The sequence below is a fragment of the Aliiroseovarius marinus genome, from assembly GCF_050881025.1.
Taxonomy (GTDB): Bacteria; Pseudomonadota; Alphaproteobacteria; order Rhodobacterales; family Rhodobacteraceae; genus Aliiroseovarius; species Aliiroseovarius marinus_A.
This window is the reverse complement of the sequence record NZ_JBNNXQ010000005.1, coordinates 1-16,671: the sequence shown is the minus strand read 5'-3', so window position 1 is coordinate 16,671 and position 16,671 is coordinate 1. Positions and strand designations below refer to the sequence as shown.

9 protein-coding genes and 4 pseudogenes are annotated in these 16,671 nt (G+C 57.0%); 4 read left to right on the top strand and 9 right to left on the bottom strand.

The genetic code is table 11. From position 1 onward, the window contains the following. Positions 1-4: 4 nt before the first annotated feature. Positions 5-316, bottom strand: a complete 312-nt coding sequence (locus ACRY08_RS14270; RefSeq protein WP_432450628.1) for an ETC complex I subunit — start codon at positions 314-316, stop codon at positions 5-7. A gap of 656 nt (positions 317-972) precedes the next feature. Here ACRY08_RS14270 and uvrB point away from each other — a divergent pair. Further along, on the top strand, positions 973-3,162 hold the full coding sequence (gene uvrB, locus ACRY08_RS14265; protein ID WP_432450627.1) for an excinuclease ABC subunit UvrB: 2,190 nt from the start codon (positions 973-975) through the stop codon (positions 3,160-3,162). 8 nt (positions 3,163-3,170) lie between these two features. Here the strand turns inward: uvrB and ACRY08_RS14260 are convergent, their stop codons facing one another. The 4 genes from ACRY08_RS14260 to ACRY08_RS14245 form a co-directional block, all read right to left on the bottom strand. Then, on the bottom strand, positions 3,171-3,746 hold the full coding sequence (locus ACRY08_RS14260) for a hypothetical protein (RefSeq protein WP_432450626.1): 576 nt from the start codon (positions 3,744-3,746) through the stop codon (positions 3,171-3,173). 262 nt (positions 3,747-4,008) lie between these two features. Continuing rightward, entirely contained in the window at positions 4,009-6,243 is a 2,235-nt protein-coding gene (locus ACRY08_RS14255; protein ID WP_432450625.1) for a molybdopterin cofactor-binding domain-containing protein, read from the bottom strand. Positions 6,244-6,245: 2 nt separating this feature from the next. Continuing rightward, positions 6,246-6,704: a (2Fe-2S)-binding protein gene (locus ACRY08_RS14250; protein ID WP_432450698.1), complete on the bottom strand. Its 459-nt coding sequence runs from the start codon at positions 6,702-6,704 to the stop codon at positions 6,246-6,248. A 58-nt stretch (positions 6,705-6,762) separates the two neighbouring features. Continuing rightward, the gene (locus ACRY08_RS14245) at positions 6,763-7,533 is read right to left on the bottom strand and encodes a DeoR/GlpR family DNA-binding transcription regulator (RefSeq protein ID WP_432450624.1); all 771 of its coding nucleotides are present in this window, start codon (positions 7,531-7,533) and stop codon (positions 6,763-6,765) included. Between the two features lie 124 nt (positions 7,534-7,657). On the opposite strand from ACRY08_RS14245, the gene glpD reads away from it, so the two are divergent. Beyond that, complete coding sequence (glpD, locus tag ACRY08_RS14240; RefSeq protein ID WP_432450623.1) at positions 7,658-9,238, top strand: glycerol-3-phosphate dehydrogenase; 1,581 nt, start codon at positions 7,658-7,660, stop codon at positions 9,236-9,238. A gap of 172 nt (positions 9,239-9,410) precedes the next feature. Here glpD and ACRY08_RS14235 read toward each other — a convergent pair. Continuing rightward, a protein-coding gene (locus ACRY08_RS14235; RefSeq protein ID WP_432450622.1) for an IS3 family transposase occupies positions 9,411-10,570 on the bottom strand; the annotation gives its coding sequence in 2 pieces (ribosomal slippage) (positions 9,411-10,321 and positions 10,321-10,570; 1,161 coding nt in all). A 103-nt stretch (positions 10,571-10,673) separates the two neighbouring features. Between ACRY08_RS14235 and ACRY08_RS14230 the strand changes: the two are divergent. Continuing rightward, a pseudogene (locus ACRY08_RS14230) lies at positions 10,674-11,093 on the top strand (IS66 family transposase); the annotation flags it as partial. Between the two features lie 14 nt (positions 11,094-11,107). On the opposite strand, the pseudogene ACRY08_RS14225 reads toward ACRY08_RS14230, so the two are convergent. After that, a pseudogene (locus ACRY08_RS14225) lies at positions 11,108-11,247 on the bottom strand (IS3 family transposase); the annotation flags it as partial. 343 nt (positions 11,248-11,590) lie between these two features. Here ACRY08_RS14225 and ACRY08_RS14220 point away from each other — a divergent pair. Next, entirely contained in the window at positions 11,591-14,707 is a 3,117-nt protein-coding gene (locus ACRY08_RS14220) for a calcium-binding protein (protein ID WP_432450621.1), read from the top strand. Between the two features lie 13 nt (positions 14,708-14,720). Here the strand turns inward: ACRY08_RS14220 and tnpC are convergent. After that, positions 14,721-16,271, bottom strand: a pseudogene (gene tnpC, locus ACRY08_RS14215) (IS66 family transposase). A 155-nt stretch (positions 16,272-16,426) separates the two neighbouring features. Continuing rightward, positions 16,427-16,671, bottom strand: a pseudogene (locus tag ACRY08_RS14210) (hypothetical protein); the annotation flags it as partial.

Sequence of the window (16,671 nt, the reverse complement as noted above, 5' to 3'; positions counted from 1 at the left end):
AGCCTTAGTGGGTCCAGGGACCGCGGCGCTGCGTGGCGAAGTTTTCGCCATAACCGCCCTGACGAATGTTGGGCTTGCGCTTGTGCGGATCGGCGACCGCCGCATCAATGCCGTTTTCCTTGGCGTAGTCCAGCGCGGCTTCCTTGCTGTCAAACTTCAGGCGTACCTGACTTTGCGTGTCCGATGATCCAGTCCAGCCCATCAGCGGGTCAATCTCGCGCGCTTCATCCGCCGCATATTCAAGCACCCAGACCTTCGTTTTCCCCAACCCAGAGGACATGGCATTTCGAGCGGGTTGATAGATACGGGCGCGCATCGCGGATCTCCTGTTTGGCATCAGCCCCCGGTTTACCGGGCGCAGGCATAAGCTGAGGAGTTTATCCGGCAACAGGGGCGGATTTTCAAGTGGATTCAGACATACGCCCGTGCGTCTTTCCCACCCGATACGAAAGCGCGCCGTTGGCGGGACTGGTGAGGCGGCCAATAAAGCAACCAATGAAGAAACCCGTTGAGGGATCGTGTCTTGCGGTTTTAGGGGAAAGCGCAGAGTGGCTGCCGGTAACGGCGAGGGAGCGAGGGGTGGGGTGGGTGTTTCGCCGCCACCGGCAGTCCGTTCTGCTGCTTGCCCTTGAAACCTAGCCTGCAGTTTGGAACGAAACAAGCACTAAATACACTTTTAGTTGCATTTCTTTCGAAAAATTCGCGATTTATTTGTAAGGTTTTCTTAATAGTTAGACAAATTAACACAAGGTTAACGTGAGCTTCGGAAAATCCGAACTCAAGTCGACTATCTATCTATGGTTGTGCGCCCTCTTAATCACATCTTCCGACATAACGGGCGTCCTGACCCCAATTTTCTCCAAAAGCCGGTTTGCCAACAACTCACTAATATTGGGGAAGGGCACCAGATTTGCGCCTTCGCTCTTGAAGAAGAACAAAATGTGACCATTCTTGAGGCATGGAGAGATTCGCATGACCCATAGCCAGACCCCGCACAGCCCGCTGACCAACCCCACGATGGCCCCGGTTGCCCGCCCGAAACTTGAAGGCGGCAAGCGCTTTGTGATGCACACCCCGTTTCAGCCTGCCGGCGACCAGCCGACGGCGATTGCCGAACTTGTGAGCGGCATCGACGGGGGCGAACGCGATCAGGTGCTGTTGGGCGCCACCGGCACCGGCAAGACCTTCACCATGGCCAAGATCATCGAAGAAACCCAGCGCCCCGCGATCATTCTGGCACCGAACAAAACCCTCGCCGCCCAGCTTTATGGCGAGATGAAGGGGTTTTTCCCGGACAATGCTGTCGAGTATTTCGTCAGCTATTATGACTATTACCAGCCCGAGGCCTATGTCGCGCGGTCCGACACCTTCATCGAGAAGGAAAGCCAGATCAACGAACAGATCGACCGGATGCGCCACTCGGCCACGCGGGCGCTTCTGGAACGTGATGATGTGATCATCGTGGCCTCGGTCAGCTGCATCTACGGCATCGGTAGCCCCGAGACCTATACCGCCATGACCCAGGACATCACAGTGGGCGAGGAATACGACCAGCGCGCCATGATGCGTGACCTCGTCGCCCAGCAATACAAGCGCAACGACAACGCGTTCCAGCGCGGGTCCTTCCGCGTGCGCGGCGATAGCCTCGAGGTTTGGCCAAGCCACCTTGAAGACCGCGGCTGGCGGTTTTCCTTCTTTGGCGAGGAACTGGAAAGCATCACTGAATTTGACACGCTCACCGGCGCCAAGACCGATGCGCTGGAAAAGGTACGCATCTATGCGAACTCGCACTATGTGACGCCGACGCCCACGCTGAAACAGGCGATCCAGAGCATCCGCGAAGAGCTGGCCGTGCGCCTGAAACAGTTCGAGGACGAGGGCAAACTGCTGGAAGCCCAGCGCCTTGAGCAGCGCACCAAGTTTGATCTGGAAATGCTTGAGGCCGCAGGGTTCTGCAACGGCATCGAAAACTACTCGCGCTACCTGACGGGCCGCGCGCCGGGCGAACCGCCCCCCACGCTCTTTGAATACATCCCCGACAACACGATTGTCTTTGCCGATGAAAGCCATGTCTCCGTGCCTCAGATCGGCGGCATGTATCGCGGCGACTACCGGCGCAAATTCACCCTGGCCGAACACGGGTTCCGCCTGCCCAGCTGCATGGACAACCGCCCCCTGAAGTTCGAGGAATGGGACGCTATGCGCCCGCAATCGGTCTTCGTCTCCGCCACGCCCTCGAACTGGGAGCTGGAACAGACCGGCGGCGTCTTCGCCGAACAGGTGATCCGCCCAACGGGGCTCTTGGACCCCGAGGTCGAAATCCGCCCGGTCGAGATGCAGGTGGACGATCTGCTGGACGAGGTGCGCAAAGTGTCTGCCAATGACATGCGCACGCTGGTCACGACGCTCACCAAACGCATGGCCGAGGATCTGACCGAATACCTGCACGAACAGGGCATCCGCGTGCGCTACATGCACTCGGATATCGACACGATCGAACGCATCGAGATTTTGCGCGACCTGCGCCTGGGCGCCTTTGACGTGCTCGTTGGCATCAACCTTCTACGCGAAGGTCTGGACATCCCCGAATGCGGGCTGGTCGCCATCCTGGACGCGGATAAAGAGGGCTTTCTGCGCTCGGAAACCTCGCTGGTGCAAACCATCGGCCGCGCGGCCCGGAACGCGGATGGCCGCGTCATCATGTATGCAGACCGCATCACCGGTTCGATGGAGCGTGCGCTGAAGGAAACCGAACGCCGGCGCGAAAAGCAGCAGGCCTATAACGTCGAACACGGCATCACGCCCGAGACGGTGAAAAAGAATGTCGAGGACGTTCTGGCCGGGCTCTACGACGGCGACACCGACATGTCCCGCGTCACGGCGACCATCGACAAACCCATGGTCGGCGACAACCTTCTGGCCCATCTGGAAGGCCTGAAAGCCCAGATGCGCAAAGCTGCCGAGAACCTCGAGTTCGAAGAAGCCGCTAGGTTGCGCGACGAGGTGCACCGGCTCGAGGCCGTGGAACTGGCCGTCGCCGACGACCCATTGGCGCGGCAATCCGCGGTTGAGGCGGCTGGGGAGGCGGCGCAGAAGACCAAGGGGCGCTCAACGGCTGGGAAGCCGGGACAACGGGCTGGGCGTGGGAAGAGGAGGTTATAAGATACCTTTTAAAGGATCACCCGCTCTACCCGGCCATTCAAAGCACTCAGCTCTGTCTGAAAGATCTCTAGCGCACACATTTTTTTCAGCTTCTTTACTAGATAGTCGTCAGATGACGCGCGCTTAGCGAGTTCGGTTGCTTCAATATTTGGGTCTAGTAAAGCTACTCCACACTGAAAGAACACAGCGGCATAGTTTGCCTCAAGTTCTTCAACAGTTGGTGGAATATTCGCATTGCCAAATTCACCAGAGAACAATTGGAAGTTCTTCACAACGGCACCGCGTGCATGGTGATCTAGCGCCAAGTGTGCAAACTCGTGAGCGAGAGTGAAGTTCGCGAACATTCCGCCATTTTCAGCCTCCTCCCGCATCCACTCGGGCGCAACCAATGTGGAACGACCATCAAAGGCAACCACACCTGCCGAATCCTTTACAGGGTCCCTTGTTTGCGTCTTGTACCACTTAACAGTCGTCGTCTCGTAGCCATCAACGTTCTCTTCATCGTCTCCCACAAGCCAATCCCACACTTGGCTCATCCGGAAGTAACTGTCATCGCTGCAAAAAAGGCGACGCAATTCAATCATTTCTTTAAATATCACAGCAGTTTTTCGCGTGCTTAGCGTCGGCCTATATTTTCTCAAAACATGTCCCCGTGGTGCGAGATTCTTTATTGCTCAAGTTAACGCTACCACAGGAACGATTATAAAAAAATACTAGACCTAGAGTGAAGTACCAAATATCGCGAACCTCTACCGGCCAGCCCCCAGATATAGATATGCGGACCATGTTTCAATATGCGCTTGTCTTTTTTGGGAACGCACCACTAGTTGTCGGCTAACGCGCCCATCACACAAACCCAAACCTCTCGCCAAACGGCATTTCAACCGGCCTTTTCCCCGTCGCCCGGAAAATCGCCTCGGCCAGAGCAGGTGCGGCGGGCGGCACGGGCGGTTCGCCCACACCAGTCACATAGTCCCGGTTCTCCATGCCGCGCACGATGATCTCGGGCGCTTGGTTGTTGCGCAGGCCTTCGAAGTCAAAGAAGTTCTCTTGTTCGGCCATGCCGTCGGCATAGGTGATCTGGCTGTTGATCGCATGACCCAGCCCCCAGATCACACCACCCGCGACGAGGTTTTCGAAATTCACCGGGTCGACGACTTTGCCCACTTCGGCAGCGACCCAAACCTTATCGAGTTTGATGCCATCCGCGCCATTGGTGATCTCGATCACCTGCGCACAAGGCGTGCCGAAGGACAGGCAGAAGGCCACGCCGCGGGCTTTGTTTGCCGCCAGCTCGCCACCCCAGCCCGACATCTCGGCCACGGCTTCCAACGTCTTGCGCGACGGATCATCGGTCATCAGGCGCAAGCGTTCCTCGACCGGGTCGGCCCCGGCCTCATGAATGAGCGCATTCAGGAAGTTTTCGTGGAAGAAGCCGTTTTGCGACGCGCCAACAGAGCGCCACGAACTAACCGGGCCGAGCTTCGGCGCGCGATAGCCCGTCACGCGGTAATTCGGGATCGCATAGGGCTGATCCCAAAGGCCCTGCGTGATCGTGGTGTCTGGCCCCGGCACCGGAAAGCCCTGACGTTCCACCATCTGGCTGTCCATGATCGAGGGCGCGGCGACCTTGATCTCCATCGCCGTCACCTTGCCATCCGCCACGGCCCCGCGCCCGCGCATCATCGCGATGGGGCGGGTGAAGTCCTGAAGCGTGTCTTCCTCGCGTTTATAGGTCAGCTTGACCGGCGTGCCGGGCATCGCCATCGCCAGTTCGGTCGCGCGTTTCACCACCTCGTCTTCCAGACGATGCCCGAAACTGCCACCCATCATCAGGATATGCACATGCACGTTATCGGCATCCATGCCCGTCATCTTGGCGACACTGGCCTGCGTCATGCGCGGGATCTGGTTGCCGGTCCAGACATCGACGCGGTCATCCGTGACCAGCACCGTGGCATTCATCGGCTCCAGCGGCGCGTGGGCCAGATAGGGCGCGCGGTATTCGGCCTCGAGTGTGGTCCCTGCCCCGTCAACGTCTCCGTCATCACGAGGCGTTGCGTCCACATCGCCGGCATCAATCGTGTCCGCGAGTGCCTGCCAATGTTCGGATTGCTCAGCGGGATAGGGCGCCGCGCCCCATTCGACCTCGATCGCATCGACAGCCTGAAACGCGCGCCAGGTGTTGTCGGCAATCACGCCCACGCCGCCGGTGACCGGGATCACCTTTTGAACGCCGCGCATCCCTTCCGCTTGGGTCGCGTCGAACGAGATCACCTCGCCGCCTTTGCGGGGGTTCACACGCACGGCAGCATGCACCATGCCTTCCATCCGCATGTCGATCCCATAGCTTTGCGTACCCGTGGATTTCGCCACCATATCAACGCGCTGCATGGGTTTTCCCACCAACTTCCACTGGGTCGAGGGGCGCAGGGCCACATCCGTCACCGGCTCAATCTCGGCAGCCTTGGCAGCCAGCGCCTCGTACGGAATGCGCTTGCCATCGGGCAGCACAACCGCGCCCGCTTCAGTCTTCAGCTGCGTGACCGCAAGGCCAGACATCTCCGCCGCAGCCGCTTTGAGCGTCTCACGCGCCACAGCCCCGGCAACTCGCAGTTTTTCAAACCCGTCCGGCACGGTGGTCGAGCCCCCGGTGATCTGCATGCCCATCAGCTTGATCACAGCGCCCATGAAGCCACGCATGGTTTCGGCTGCGAACCCTCGGTCGGTCGAGGGGAAGGGCACACCTTCGGCGGCAATCGCCGTGTTCCAATAGGCAGCCGAAGGCGGGCCGGGATCGACATTGATCTGATCCAAATCCACATCCAGCTCTTCGGCGATCAATGCCGCCTGAACCGAATACGCCCCCTGCCCCTTGTCGGCCCGCGGGGTGATCAGGGTCACCCCATCTGCGTTGATCAGGACATATGGCGTCAGGGCGGCAGTGCCATCTGCCAGATCATCGTCCAGCGGATTGTCCTCGGGCTGTTTGTACTTGTAGTAGCCAAAGGCAACCCCACCCAGAAGTGCTGCGGATCCGACAAGGAATGTACGACGCGCAATGGTTCCGATACGTCCCATGATCAGCCCTCCTGCAATGATTTGGCGGCGGTTTTCACCGCAGCGCGGATACGCGGATAGGTGCCGCAGCGGCACAGGTTGCCAGACATGGCCTCGTCAATATCCACGTCCGTTGGGTTTGGGGTGTTTGCCAGCAAATCAGCCGCCTGCATCATCTGCCCACCCTGACAGTAGCCACATTGCGCCACCTGATGGGTCAGCCAAGCGGCCTGAACGGCATGCATTTCATCCGGATTGCCCAGCCCTTCGATCGTGGTGATCGGGCCGTCCACATCAGACAAAAGCGTCTGGCACGACCGCACCGCCACCCCGTCAACATGAACCGTGCAAGCCCCGCAAGCAGCGACGCCACAGCCGTATTTCGGGCCATCGAGCCTCAATTCGTCACGCAGAACCCACAAAAGCGGCATGTCTTCTTCTACATCCACCGTGTGATCGACACCGTTTACATTGATCTTCAAAGCATCACTCCTGTCCTCGCCAGCGCAATACTGACCGTCGGTCATTTATGTGAAGTGATCATGATTGCAAGCTCGGTGCAACAAGAATTTCCACATCCGCATCCGCACAGACCCCAGACAGGGCGGAAGGAAGGGGGGCATCCGTGACCACCGCGCCCAGCGATTGAACCGTTGTGACGCGCACGGGCGCGCGGCGCGCAAGTTTGGAGTGATCGCAAACCAGAAGGCTGTCACGGGCATGGGACAGCGCTGCTTGGGTGACCGTGGCCTCGTCCATGTCAAAGTCCAGAACGTCCCCGCCCGGATCCAGACCCGAACAGCCGATGATGGCCATATCGAACCTGTAGCGCGCCACCATATCCGCCGCCGCTGCGCCAACCAGACCTTCATCTTCGGACCTCATACGACCGCCGGACAGGACAAGCTCGCAATCCGGGTTGGCGGACAGAATGCGCGCCACATTCATGTTGTTGGTGACCACCAAAAGCCCCTGATGATGCACCAATGCGCGCGCGACGGCCTCTGTCGTGGTGCCGATATTCAGAAACAGGGCAGAGCCGTTGGGCACGCGTCGGGCAGCGGTTTGCGCAATCGATCGCTTTGCCGCCTCGTTCAGCGCGCGGCGCGCTTCATAGCGAATATTGACAAGACCCGACGGCAAAACCGCGCCCCCATGCACCCGCTCAAGAAACCCAGCCTCAGCCAGTTCTGTCAGATCACGGCGAATGGTCTGCAAGGTGACCCCGAAATGCTCCGCCAGCCCGTCGACGGTAACGCGCTCTGTTTCGCGGGCCTTGGCCAGAATTTGACGATGTCGCAGCGTTTGCATGGGTAAGCCTGATGTTTCGCGTGATCGTAACAGAAATACGAACATTTACGAAAGTCTTTTTCTTTCCTTTGTGCGCGAATCGTCCGATGATGGGCATCATCACCCCTTAATGAGGCACCGACAGATGTCACCCGCAGATCATACCAGCGACCTCTTCATCATTGGCGGCGGCGTGAACGGCTGCGGGATTGCCCGTGACGCCGCCGGGCGCGGCTTAACGGTCACTTTGACTGAGATGGGGGATCTTGGCGGAGCGACCTCGTCGGCATCAACCAAGCTGTTCCATGGAGGGCTTCGGTATCTGGAGTATTTTGAGTTGCGTCTGGTGCGTGAAGCTTTGGCCGAGCGTGAGACCCTGCTTAAGGCCATGCCGCATATCAGCTGGCCGATGCGTTTTATCCTACCGTATCATAGGGATATGAGGTTCGAAGGCAGCACGCCAACCTCGCGCCTGCTGGGCGGGCTGCTGCCATGGATGAAAGGGCGCCGCCCCGCATGGCTGATCCGGTTGGGGCTATTTCTTTATGACCATCTGGGCGGCGGACGGCTTTTGCCCGGCACGTCAACGCTTGACCTCTCTGCTAGCCCAGAGGGCGCGCCGCTCGACCCAAAATTCAAAAAGGCCTATGAGTATTCCGATTGCTGGGTGCAGGACGCTCGGCTTGTTGTCCTGAACGCCCGCGACGCCGCCGCCCAAGGCGCGCATATTCTTCCCCGTCACAAGGTGATCTCTGCGACGCGTCATGCCGACCATTGGGAGGTTAAAACGAAAAATACCGAACACGGCGATGTCACACTTCACAAAGCCTGCATTTTGGTGAATGCCGCCGGGCCATGGGTGAATGACGTGATCGAGGGCGCCTTGGGCCTGAACAGCCACGCCCACGTACGCCTTGTGCGTGGATCGCATATCGTGGTGCCGCGGCAATATGATCACGACAAGGCCTATTTCCTGCAAGGGTCGGATGGCCGCATCATCTTCGCCCTGCCCTATGAGCAGGATTTCACCCTGATCGGCACGACGGATGCCCCGCATGACGATGCCGACACCACCCCGGTTTGCACGGACGAGGAACGCGATTACCTGATCGCCTTCGCCAACCGCTACCTGCGCCGCAAGATCCATGCGCGCGATGTTGTCTGGTCCTTTGCAGGCGTGCGCCCGCTTTATGACGATGGCGCATCCAGCGGCACGGCGGCCACACGCGAATACGAGCTGCGCCTGCGCGATAGCGGGGGGGCACCCGTTATGAATATCTTTGGGGGCAAAATCACCACGTACCGGCGCCTGGCCGAAGCCGTGCTGGATGAATTGTCCCCTCATCTACCGGGCCTCGCCCCGGCATGGACCGCCGGCGCGCCCCTGCCCGGAGGCGATTTCCCCGTCGATGGCGTCGCAGCCTTGATCGAACGCCTAGTGAATCAGTTTCCCTTTCTGTCTGCCGATTGGGCCGCGCGTCTTGTGCGCAACTATGGGACAGAGGCGTTCGACATGCTTGATGGCGCTTCATCCCAAGACGATCTTGGGCAGGATTTCGGCGCCACGCTGACCCAGCGCGAAGTGAACTGGCTGATGGCGCATGAATACGCCCGGACGGCGGAAGATATCTTGTGGCGCCGTTCAAAGCTCGGGCTGCGCCTCACCGCCCAGGAACAGGAAAACCTGTCGGCCTGGATAGACCAGCGACGTAGATCGCTCAGGTAACGTGTACTCCTAGATCTCTGTGGCGTTGAACCAACCAAGTAAGCACACGTGCCAAACAGATCGTTCGGACTGAGTATGCTTACAAACCGCGTGACAAACGCGCGCGCGCCACGGTACGTATTTACGCTCTGATTTCGCGCTGAACATGACCTGCCCCCCGAGGCTCCCTCATTCATAACGAGAGTTTGCGGGTGTAGTTTTGATATTGCTCGTTGTCGGCTTGGGCAAGCGCGTCATGCGCGGAGCCCTCAAATTGCTCAAGCGCACGACGCGCTTTAGCGGGTGTTTGGTTCTCCAGTGATGAATGTGGTCTGACGTTGTTGTAATCGTATCGCCAAAGCGACAGCTTGCGGCGGTCGTCGTCCAAGCTGTCGAACCATTCTTCGTTCAACAGCTCGTCGCGCAGGCTGCCGTTGAATGACTCAATGAAGCCGTTCTGCTGCGGCTTTCCCGGATCGATATAGTGCCACTCGACATCACTTTCATTTGCCCATTTCAGGATCGCGCGACTGGTGAACTCGGTCCCATTATCGCTGACAATGCAGGCGGGCTTGCCGTAGATCCGAACAAGCGCATCCAACTCACGGGCGACACCCGCGCCAGATATGCTTGTGTCGGCCATGAGGCACAGGTTTTCACGACAGCAATCATCGTTCACTGCCAAGATGCGGAACTTGCGGGAGACGCCAAACGTGTCAGACAGAAAGTCCAACGACCAACGCTCGCCTGGCCGTAACGCTGCGAGCATTGGCGTGCGTGACCCACGTGCCCGTTTCCGCCCCCTTCGTCGCCGGACGCCCGGCTTCTCTTCCGTATAGAGCCGATACAGCTTTTTGTGGTTCATGATCATGCCTTTGCGTTCCAGCATCACACCGATCCGCCGATAGCCAAACCGGAGGCGTTTATTGGCAATCGCCTTCATCTCTTTGCGAACTTCAGGATTATCTGGCGGTTTGTCGCGCCGGACGGTCTTGGGATCGACACCAACAAGCCTGCACGCCCGACGTTGCGAGATGTCATGAGCCCGCATCGCTTTGCGTGCCGCAGCCCGTCGCAAGTTCGGTGTCGTCAGTTCTTTCCCAGCAAGTCTTTCAGCACGACGTTGTCCAGCATTGCATCGGCCAACAAACACTTCAGCTTCGCATTCTCGTCAGTGACCGCACGCAACTTCGCCCCATCCGATACTTCCATGCCGCCATACTGCGACTTGAACTTGTAGAACGTCCCTTGGCTGAGACCGTGTTTGCGGCACACATCCGCAGTCGACATCCCTGCTTCTTGCTCTTTGATCATCCCGATAATCTGGGCTTCGCTAAATCGGCTCTTTCGCATCTGTTTGCTCCTTCGAAAGGTTGAGCAAACTCTACATCAAACTGAGGGAAGTTTCGGGGGGCAGGTCAGAAGTCAAAAAGGCCGTGCGCAGGAAACCACCGGAGAGCGGATCAACGTGCGTCAGCGCGATGCCGAACCGAACTTCGATGACCCGGAGATCTGGTTGAACGCCCAGTTGAACCGTATTTCCAGTAAATCCGATCTCGCCAAAGCAATCCGTTACGCCCTTGGCCGTATGAAGAAAATGCGCGGCTATCTGGCAAACGGCTTGCTGCAATTAGACAACAATTCTGCGGCAAGATCGATCCGCTGTTTCACTTTGGGCCGGAAAAGCTTCCCCTTCGTTGGCTCAAAAGGAGGCGGTGAGCCTGCGGCAATCGCTTACACCTTGATTGAAACCGCCAAACTCAACCGCGTCGACCCACAAGCCTGGCTTACTTGGGTTCTCGCCGAGATCGCTGTTCACAACATCACTCGGTTGAACGAACTATTCCCGTGGCGTTGCGCCGCCACAGCAGCTTAACAGGGATCGCCCAATCTGCGCCAGAGCACCCATACCAAACGTTCACTCTGCACTTGTCTGATTGCATCAACACGCGGCATCCTTAGGACGCATAGCACCTCAACTTACCGGAGCTTCGTAAAAACTCTTCCGGTTTGTTTCTCTTGACAAGCATGCCAGGATATACTCCACCTATTGGCGAAAATTGCTTCATTTTTTTCTGTGAATTTCTTGAGTGGAAGGGGCAATTAAGCAATGCGACGTGCCGGATTTGGATCTGATTGCCTGGCCGCCAAAACCAAACAATATCATTGTGCATGTTCGGCGCTTGCTGCGATACCGAACTCTCTCAGAAAAAACGCAAAGTCGGGGTCCGGAAGTCCAGTTTTCGGCCCTTGGAGCCTCAGCGGAATAGTCGCGAGGCTTCGAACAAATAGTTCTAGAATGAGAACCTTTGATCCGGGCTTTCGGGCCTGGCTTCGTGACGGTGATGTAATATTGAAGCGTAGGAGATACTTATGAGCGTTGTGAGTCTGAAATTTGACGATTGGTATGTGACCGACAATGTGATCACCGAAGACCACTTCGGATCAGTGGTACGCGGAAACAAGGGTGATGTGACGATCCAGGTGCCGGGCTCTGGTACTATCGGTGACGCGGACGAAGTGAACTTCACCAGTATCATCGATTACTTGGGTGTCACGACAATTCGCTGGCCTGGTGGAACAGAGGCCGAGCGGGGATTGGTGCCTGATGCTGATGACGCCCCGAGATCACTGGATTGGGAAATCAAACAAGATCCTGAAAACTACTCGGATGATGACTACAATTTCGCGGATTTGATGCGCGTTATCGACTACTGTTCCGATCATGGGTTGACGCTGAGCTTTACCGTGCCGGTTTCAGACGACATTCCGGAAGAAAGCACTGTCGACAGCTTCATAAATGCTATGTTGTCATATGCTGAAATCAAGGAAGTCGTGATTTCCTCGATCTCGATCGGAAACGAACCTACCATCAACGGCTTAACCCCCAGTGAATACGGCCAGAGTGCAAATCAGATGACGGGCTATGTTGGAAGCGCCGTTGCCGATTACTATGATGGGGATTTGGACCTAGGCCCCAAAATTGTGCTGCAAGCGGGAAATGTTTGGAACACGATCACCAGTTCGGATTACAACACGAACTCTTCGTTTCCCGATGCCGCAATACCTGGCCTCCCGGGAAAAAATGGAAAGATGGATCTGGCTGAAATCCTGGAGGCGTTCAATTCCGGCAACGCCCATCAATATCTTGATGCAATAGATATTCACCAAGCCACTCTAGTGCCCAAGTCTGTTGCCGAAGTATTGGGTGAAGTAGTGGATGAAATTGGCTATAAAACGCTGAGTGAGATTACCGATCAGCTTACTGACATTCTTGCCATTCTGGATGGGTCTGCAACGGGAGCCGATGGACTGTATCAGAAATACGAAGACTACGAACGTCTTGACGGTATAAGCCTTGATTGGGATGCATCTAGCCTCGAGATTCAGTCCTTGGCGTGGCAGTATCCATATGACGGTGATGGAACGTCCGCGACAGGTGCCTCTCTTGAAAATGCTGCCATTGGGTTCGTGCAGATGCATGAAATGGCAAAATCGAATGTCACCGCAGCAATGAGTTGGCTGGCGACATCCACAAACAGTGTTGAAGCTTCGTTGAGCTATGAAGAAGACGGGGAGATCTTCGTCAATCCTGGTGGAGAGCTGTTTCGCATGATGCGTGACAACCTTGTTGGTGCGCAGGCCGTTGAACTTCAAACAAGCTCGCTCGACGATTCCGAGACTATCACAAGGATTTTCGAGAAAGACGGGCAGGTCATCCTCTATGTCGCCAATCGCACTGACAGCTCCAGCGATATCGAGTTGCAGGGGCTGAACCGCTTGCTGGGCGATCACGGTATTCAGTTGGCCGGCTACACGCTCGGCGAAGGCCTGGCGAACCTGCATATCTGGGGAAGCAAGCTTGGCGCTACGGGAGGGACGGATCAATATAAAACAACCGGTGAAGTTGACCTTCTGACCAAGAGCGACCTTCAAGACGGCGACTGGAAACTGGGGTTTTCGCTTGGTGCCCATGAGATCATGCAAATCGTTATTTCAACGAGCGCTTCGGAAGGCGTCGAAATTACAGGCCATGACAAGAATGACTTGCTTGATGGGTCAGATTGGAATGATACGCTTGAGGCAAATGGAGGGAATGACAGCCTTGATGGCGGCACAGGCAACGATATCCTGACCGGCGGTTCTGGCGCAGATACCTTTAAGTTCTCCTCAGGTGACGGGCTTGATCGAATAACTGATTTCAACCCCTCTGAAGACATTCTGGTCATTGATGATGTCCAAATTCAAAGTTTTGATGCGCTTCCCAATGGCGTTTCTGCAATCTCAACCTCTGAGGGGGTGGAAATCCATTATGGGAACAGCGATGTGGTTCTGCTGGAAGGTTTAGACCTTACTCCCGCCAGCAATGTTGTTGATGGCACTGAAGCCGGTGAGACCATGAACATCGGATATGAAGATGCTGAAGGTGACAAGATCACCGACGTCACCAGCGTCGAAGATGTGATCTATGGCTATGGTGGGGATGATAAGATCTCTGGCGGCAAAGGGGCTGATACGATTTATGGTGGTGAAGGTGACGACATTATCTACGGCAACAGTCAAAGCGACGCCCTCTACGGGGAAGCCGGAAATGATGAATTGTACTCCGGCAAACATGGCTCTCTTCTAGATGGTGGTGCCGGGGATGATCATCTCTATGCTCATATGGGAAATACAGGGGGTCACACGCTCACTGGTGGTGAAGGCGCTGATAGGTTCGAGTTTCGGAATGACGGCACGAAACTGGCAACGGCAACCATCACCGACTATGACGCAGCAGAAGATAAGTTGTACATCGATGAGACGCTCATAGATCTGACGAACCCCGCGAGCGGGTATATCGTCTCAGCCGCCAATGGGGGGACGCAAATCTCCTACGGGGACGGCAACACGATTTTGCTGGAAGGGGTGTCTGTCGGCTCCCCCGGAGGCACGCCTGGTGTCGTTGATGGCACTGAAGCCGGTGAGACCATGAACATCGGATATGAAGATGCTGAAGGTGACGAGATCACCGACGTCACCAGCGTCGAAGATGTGATCTATGGCTATGGTGGGGATGATAAGATCTCTGGCGGCAAAGGGGCTGATACGATTTATGGTGGTGAAGGTAACGACATTATCTACGGCAACAGTCAAAGCGACGTCCTCTACGGGGAAGCCGGAAATGATGAATTGTACTCCGGCAAACATGGCTCTCTTCTAGATGGTGGTGCCGGGGATGATCATCTCTACGCTCATATGGGAAATACAGGGGGTCACACGCTCACTGGTGGTGAAGGCGCTGATACGTTCGAGTTTAAGTATGACAATAGCAACAAAGCCGCGACCGCAACCATCACGGATTTCAATGCCGTGGAGGACACATTGATCATCGACGGGAATACCATCGATCTCAACAATTTGCCTGCGGGATACACGCTGACCAACGTTTCTGGCGGCATCCAGATCGACTACGGCACATCGGATAGCATCACGATTTTGGATCTGTGAGGTGCCCGTCCGATTAACGCTCTGTTTTGGTTTGTTGTTTTGGCCTTCCCGCGCCCCCCGCCGCCACACGGCAGGGGAAGAGCTCATCGAGGCGTGTGGTCTTGTGGTCGGCGATTTGGCCAAGGACCCATGTCAGCCAGGCTTGTGGGTCGACGTTGTTGAGCTTGGCCGTCTCGATGAGGGTGAAGGCGATGGCCATGGCTTTACCGCCGCCCTCGGAGCCTGCGAACAACCAGTTTTTCCGGCCGATGGCGACGGGTTTGACGGCGCGCCCGGCTGTGTTGTTATCCAGTTCCAGATGGCCGTTCTCAAGGTATGGTCGCGCCTTTGGCATCCGGCCAAGGGCGTAGCGAATGGCCTGGGCCAGTGGTGATTTGCCGGAGATCTTTGGCAGTTGCGCGTGTAACCATGCTTCCAGATCATCGAAGACGAATTTGGCCTGCGCTTGCCGCAACACGACCCGTTCGTCCGGTGATTTGCCACGCGCGCCTTTCTCCGCGGCGTAGAGTTCCGCAATCCGGCGGATGGCTTCCTCAGCAATGGCGTTGCCCTGGGAGGCAAAGACATCCACGAACTTGCGCCTGACATGCGCCATGCAGACCATCTCATCGGCTTTGCTCTCACCGAACACCCCGTTGAAGCCCGAATAGCCGTCGGCATGCACCCAGCCCTTGTAGCCTGCGAGGTGGCTGACGGGATGCTCGCCTTTCCGATCAATGGTGAACTGGTACCAGGCGCAAGGCGGCGATGATCCGGACCACGGCCGTTCATCACGCACATAGGTCCAGACCCGCGCCGTTTTGGTCTTCTTCTACCCCGGCGCCTGCATCTTGACGGGTGTGTCGTCGGCAGAGAGGGCTTCGCCACGCCGGACCATTCGCCCGATCTCATCGGCGAGTGGTTCCAGGAGCGCCGTTGACCGGCCAACCCAGTCGGCCATGGTCGAACGATCCAGATCAATCCCCTCGCGCGCATAGATTTGGCTCTGGCGATACAGTGGAAGATGATCGGCGTATTTGCTGACCAAGACATGCGCCAAAAGGCCGGGGCCGGGCCTGCCGCGCTCGATGGGGCGTGACGGCAGGGGCGATTGGACAACCGCTTCACAGCCTGCACAGGCTTTGCGCGGGCGGACGACGCGGTTCGCGATGAAGCGTCCCGGCACATACTCAAGCTCTTCAGTCACATCCTCGCCGAGGGTCTTCAGCTTGCCGCCGCAGCGGGTGCAGTCCTCGCCAGGCGAAAGCACTTCTTCATGCCGGTCCAGATGGTCCGGCAGCGGCTTGCGGCTATGCTGGCGCGGTGCCTTGTCTTCAGTAGCTGGTTGCGCGGGTTTGGCCTGCGCGTCCGCCGCTTCGGCGATCTGCTCGTCTTCCTCGAAGGTCAGGTTGAGCTGATCAAGGCTTTCGGCCCGCACACCAAACCGATGACGGCTCTGGCCCGCCAGTTGGTGCTTCAGCTTCTCGATCATCAGGGCTTGCGATTTAACTTCATCAGCCAGCAACCGGTTCACAGCCCGCAGTTCTTCCGGGTCATCCGGGGTGATATCGAGGTTCTTGGGCATCGCCGACCCTATAGCGGATCAGGGACAAAACGTGAATCCCGAAAGCGCTAGCCGCATTACTCTGTAAATCTGTTGATGCCCACTAAGCCCAAACCCGGATACTCGATCTGGCAAACAGCATCATACAACGCTGGTAGCGGCATCTTACCGTCCCCTTACCGTCCAGCCATTCCCGGCAATGCGTGACCCAATAGGGTATCGTTAATGTCGCGACTTACCCCTGCATGTCTGCAAGCATCTTTGAAATTATGACGGAAAGAATGGAAAGAAGTATTAGGCGTTTTCACCTCAAGCCTTGTGATGTAACTTCTGAAATCCTTTGATGGTTGCTCAGAGTAGTACCCTTTTTCTCCTAACTTGAGGCTTGGGAACACGCGCTCTTCTCCCGTTTTTCTCTGGT